Genomic DNA, 5,581 nt, shown 5'->3' on the forward strand with positions numbered 1-5,581 from the left:
AGACTAATCAAAAAGCAAATTAAAGTATATTGATTTGTGAATTAATTCACTCTATTTTAAGCTTTTTAAATAAAACTTTTAGATAGTTGACTTTTTCCTTGATGAAAAAGTAACCAAACCTACGGGTTCATTCTTAGAACCCTTCGTGATAAATCCAATCAAGAAGAAAATTAAACTCACTTAGCAATCAACATCTATTAAAATTGATATATATTACCTCTAATTCAAAGACTATGCTGTAACTAAATTACCTAAGAATACTTGCTTCGTTCAAACAATAATTTTCTTCACCTTCAAAGACTTTAACTGTCAACAGTACACTGAGATAAAAGTGTCGCAATATCTATTTATTGGGTCATTTTTCTTACTAGAATAAGATTATATAACTTATTAAGGAGGATTATAATGGAATTAAACAGAAAAGCTCTATTTAAAAGCTTTTTATTATATCTTGGTCTATTGATTCTAATAGAACTAAGCTCAGTCTTTAGCAAAATATATCTATCTGAAAAATCAGTCTTAACATTGGCAGGTATTTGGATGTTATTAACTATTCCAATCTATATTTTATCTAAGAAGATAAAGTATCTAAACTATACCTATTCAGTCTTCAATGCTTTAATTGCAGGAGTTGCCATAGGCTCATACTACTCCTTTAAAGCAGTAAATCTAGATAATATCTTCTTCTGGATTGTGGGCTTCTGCTTAGCTATGGTGATCAACCATTGGCTTATAGTTATTACTAATAACTATAAAAAAATCAGCCTTATCAACATCATATTGAGTTTAATAGGAATGGGACTAACAATCTATCTCTTGATTACTCTTAACTCCAGCCTAGGTACTTATCTTTTATTCTTAACGGTTATCTATCTCTGCTTCTTTATCGCTCTATATTTGAATAAAGAAGAGAGCTTTAATTATTTGGATTTAGTCAATTTTGCCTCATTACTTATGTTTGGAGGAGTATTTTTGATTATTCTAATTATTATCACAGAAGGTGATGGAGTAGAATTTTTGGATATGAGCTGGTGGAAAGATGGGAAAAGGAGAACCTGATGAAAGATAATATTTATAGTATTAAGCTTGCTTAAGTGCTTATTTAAAAGAGATATTTCCGACATACTTCATGAATAACCATAATACAGAGTTATTTCCAACATAGAGTGTCGGGAAGATAATAGTTATCTGATAGAAATTAATTCCTTTTATTTTATATTAAGGAAATAAACAACAAATATTGATTAAGGGAGATGAATATTATGAGTAACAATTTTTATAAGTATCATGCTTTAGGAAATGATTACATAGTTATTGATCCAAATAAAACTGAAATTGATTTAACTGAAGAGGCCATAAAAATTATTTGTCACAGAAATTTTGGGATAGGTTCTGATGGTATTTTATTTGGACCAATATTTGAAGAGGATAATATTAATTTAAAGATTTTAAATCCAGATGGAAGTGAAGCAGAAAAGAGTGGAAACGGAATTAGGATATTTTCTAAGTATCTAGTAGATCAAAATTATGTAGAAAGTAAAAAGTTTAAGCTCCAAACGTTAGGAGGAGAAGTTGCAGTTGAAGTATTAGATGATACCGGAAATTTAATAAAAGTTGATATGGGAACAGTAACTTTTCAGAGTGATTTAATTCCTGTACAAGGAGAAAGCCGTGATGTAGTTAATGAGAATTTAGAGGTAAATGGAGAAGACTTTAAAGTGACTTGTCTTTCAATAGGAAATCCTCATTGTGTTATTCCAAGGTCTGAGATTTCTAAACAATTAGCATTAGACTTAGGTCCTTATGTAGAAAATCATGAGATGTTTCCTAATAGAATAAATATGCAAATTTTAAAAGTTATTGATAAAAATAATATTGAAATAGAGATATATGAGCGAGGTGCAGGATATACACTGGCATCAGGAAGTAGTAGTTGTGCTGCTGCAAATGCTGCATATAAATTAGGTCTAGTGGACAGAAATATAACAGTTCATATGCCAGGTGGGGAAATAGAAGTTGAAATTAAGGAAGATGGACATGTTTACATGACTGGAGGAGTATCAAGTGTTGCAAAAGGTGATTTTACTAGTGATATGTGGCTAGAGATTAGAGGTTAAATATTAAAGATTAAACCAGTTTTAGAAAAGCAAAAAGAGGGGCAGGGATGACTTATGTTGGATTTATAAGTTTACCTTGAGATTAGAGCATTAAAGGGGACGTCGCCAAGCTGTGGGACGTCATATAAATACTATCCTCTTCCAGTAGTCTTCACATTACCACTTCAGTCACTATAATGAACAAGCTAACAATCAGCAACAGTATTTCTACACTAGCTCCACTATTTTCTTGAGCTTATTTATAAGCTTATTTAACATTACTCATCCCCTCCTATTGGTATTGTTGCCAATTATAGTGGGATGATACATATTATTTTTGTTAGGAGTATTTTTGATTACCTCTCTCCTACTCTGCTTTGTGAGGGAGGTAATTGTGATATTGATTAAAGATTTAATTAAAATAGATATTAACGACATCAATTTCGTAAATACCTCTGTATATAGAGTATTAACGACACTGGTGTCGTAAATCTAAAAAGTTATGTGACATGCGACTAAAGTAATTATTAAAAATTGAAAGGAGTTAATTTATGACAGATAATAAATTTAAAAAATTTAAAAGCTTAGCAATTTATATATTGCTATTTTTTAGCATTTGGGCTATATATGAGATAGGAATTGCTCCATATATTGAGAACAATTATTCTGAAAACATTCTTGCTTTTTTTAAGTTTTTTATAAAATTATTCATCTGGATTGTGCCAGTATTTTTATATCTTAAATTTCACGATAAAATTGATCCATTATCTTATTTAAAATTAAAATATAATATTAAACAAGGATTAATAGGAGCACTTGGTTTGAGTTTAATTTTTATTACTTATAATGGTTTAAGAGCGTATTTGATTGGAAATTTAAAATTAGATGTAAGTCTTAGTATAAACACTTGGATTAATGGGATTGTGTTTGTAGGGCTGACAGAGGAAATTGTATTTAGAGGATTCTTTTTAAAAAAACTTTGGGATAAGCTATCCTTTAAAAAAGCAATGATTGTTTCTTCATTATTATTTGTTTTTATTCACTATCCTGTTTGGTTTGTTAAAGGCAACTTAGTTTTTCCTAATTTAATTTTTAGTTCCATTTATATATTTGTTATTGGAATTCTAGAGGCATATATATTTAAAAAGACTGATTCATTATGGGCTTGTATAATAAGTCATTCCATACATAATTTGATTGCTTATATATTATTCAAATAAAAAGATTGGCTTTTCTCGAAGACCGTCGCACGTCACATAACAAGACGTTAGCTACACCTAGATTAAGTGGGGAATAGCAAGATGGGATAAACTTATGTGAGACTTGGTGCTTGGATGCGGAATTGGGAGATAGGAGTGGCGTCGCGAACCTCTGGGACGTTATGTGAAATTATCAGTTTGAAGTTTTTGAGCATATTTGCTTGTGGAAGGTAATGGCTTAATTTTTAATATGTATTATTTTTATAATAGGTATAGGTGTTAGGGGAGATTCTATATGAATGAATATGAAAAGATTGTTAAAAAATTTTGGAATTGTTTTGATAACGGTAATTTTGATGAGACTAAAAAGTATTTAGAGGCTAATATCATAGTCAGGTGGCCTAATACACGAGAAATTTTTAGAGATAGAGATAGTTTTGTTTTAGTTAATAAAAAATATCCTGGCAGATGGAGGATAAGGATAGAGAAATTAATTAGTAAAGGAGATGAAGTTGTTTCAGTTGTCAAAGTAGAATCTGAAGATAGGGTACAAAGTTTTTATGCAACATCTTTTTTCTCATTTGAAGATGGCTTAATTAGTGAAATAACTGAGTATTGGGGAAATAATGGAGAACCTCCAGAATGGAGAATTAAAGAGAAGTTATCAGAACGGTATTGATATAATAAAAAATAAATTGTTTATTTGAGTCAATTATGTAATTCTAGTTTTAATTAAAATTACTGTTATCAAATTTTAAAGGGGAAGAAGGAAATGATGGAATTTATATATTTGATTGTAGAGGGGATTATATATATAAGCAAATTTCAAAATCAATTTTTCCATATGGAAAAATAATTTTAGAGCTATAAATTTATCAAATTTTCATCTAAAACTAGATAAATAATACCATCAAAATCATTTGTAAATAAATGTAACTTATTTTTGGGTATACTATCCCCCTAAAATCTTAAAAACTTTTTAAAATAATTAGGTATATTTAAATTAAGCTGCTTTTGAAGTTTGAGAGTTGATTTTTTCAATAGCAATCTTAGAAGTTATCAATGCTATGCAACTCAAAAGCACATGAGTTCTCACTTTTTTAGCACCAATAACTTTTATATTTTCTAGATTTAAGTTTTCTTTTAATCTAGAAAAACATCGTTCTATACTTGTTCTTTTATTGTATATCTTTTGCCAATTTTCTGACCCTCTATGAGGAGTTGATACAAATCGTGGATTATCTTTAACTCTAGTTTTAACAACTCTTCCATAGTTAGAGTCTGAACACCATGCAGAACCATGGGGACAATTAACTTTACCCAAAATATGAGGACATCTGAATTTATTGTAACCATTATGATGACCCCAATAAATCATTTTATAACCAGCACTACATTCTGGAGTTCCATTAAAATCATAAAACCCTTCGGGTGGTTGTTTAGCATTACGCTTATTTATTGGAATAATTGCTTGTACTTTATAGTTGAAATGTATTTTTTCATATATTTCATTAACATCATATCCTGAATTCATAGCCCAATATTTAGGAAGGGTTTGGTTATTTTCTTTAAGAAATTGATGTATTTCTTCAACTAAAGATAAAGCATTTTCAGAATCAGCTTGATTAGCTGGAGTTATGTTAAAAGCTAAGGGTAATTCACTTTTAGAATCACAAGCCATATGCACTTTCCAACCATACCATTTAAGTTTATTACCATGAGAGTCATTTTTGGAACCCCAATCAGGGGTGTTAGGATTATTTATGTCAACTTGTTTTCTAGGTTTTGCTCGTTCGTAAGACTCTAATGCACTTGAATCTATAGATACAATTTCTGTATCTATAAGATTCATTTCTATAGCTTTATTCAACAGTTGTAAGTAAAGATTTTCTAATAATGTGCTTTCAGATAATTTATTATAATAACGACTAAAAGTTGCTTCACTAGGAAGATTACCAATGATATCAAAACCACACACGTATCTAAAAACTGGGTCATCATTTAACCTTTTTATCATAGTTTTTCTGTTGGGTATTTGTTCTATTTGCTGAGCTAAAAGAGCTCTAACTATAGGAGTAGGATTATAACCACTACGACCTCTATCAGAATTACTTTTAAGTTCTCTAGATATTTGAGTAAGATCCAAGTTTTCAAAAATTAATTCCAATCTATTCTTTGCTTGCATACTCATTATATCTTCAAAGGAAAATAAACACTCTTGTCGAATATACATAGTATCTTCACCTCTATTTTGTCTTTATATTTGGTGTAGTTACTTAATATATT

General features: G+C 29.5%; 5 protein-coding genes. 4 read left to right on the forward strand and 1 reads right to left on the reverse strand.

The window, feature by feature from the left end:
- Positions 1–405 precede the first annotated feature (405 nt).
- The 4 genes from BX659_RS18335 to BX659_RS18350 all read left to right on the forward strand — a co-directional run bounded on the left by BX659_RS18335 (position 406) and on the right by BX659_RS18350 (position 3,974).
- Complete coding sequence (locus BX659_RS18335; protein ID WP_097019670.1) at positions 406–1,059, forward strand: hypothetical protein; 654 nt, start codon at positions 406–408, stop codon at positions 1,057–1,059.
- A gap of 203 nt (positions 1,060–1,262) precedes the next feature.
- The gene (dapF, locus tag BX659_RS18340; RefSeq protein WP_097019671.1) at positions 1,263–2,117 is read left to right on the forward strand and encodes a diaminopimelate epimerase; all 855 of its coding nucleotides are present in this window, start codon (positions 1,263–1,265) and stop codon (positions 2,115–2,117) included.
- 530 nt (positions 2,118–2,647) lie between these two features.
- On the forward strand, positions 2,648–3,316 hold the full coding sequence (locus BX659_RS18345) for a CPBP family intramembrane glutamic endopeptidase (protein ID WP_097019672.1): 669 nt from the start codon (positions 2,648–2,650) through the stop codon (positions 3,314–3,316).
- 274 nt (positions 3,317–3,590) lie between these two features.
- On the forward strand, positions 3,591–3,974 hold the full coding sequence (locus tag BX659_RS18350; RefSeq protein WP_097019673.1) for a nuclear transport factor 2 family protein: 384 nt from the start codon (positions 3,591–3,593) through the stop codon (positions 3,972–3,974).
- A 324-nt stretch (positions 3,975–4,298) separates the two neighbouring features.
- Here the strand turns inward: BX659_RS18350 and BX659_RS18355 are convergent, their stop codons facing one another.
- Positions 4,299–5,486, reverse strand: coding sequence for a transposase (locus BX659_RS18355; RefSeq protein WP_219884440.1), 1,188 nt, complete (start codon positions 5,484–5,486; stop codon positions 4,299–4,301).
- Between the last annotated feature and the right edge of the window lie 95 nt (positions 5,487–5,581).

Source organism: Orenia metallireducens (genome assembly GCF_003001995.1).
Taxonomy (GTDB): Bacteria; Bacillota; Halanaerobiia; order Halobacteroidales; family Halobacteroidaceae; genus Orenia; species Orenia metallireducens_B.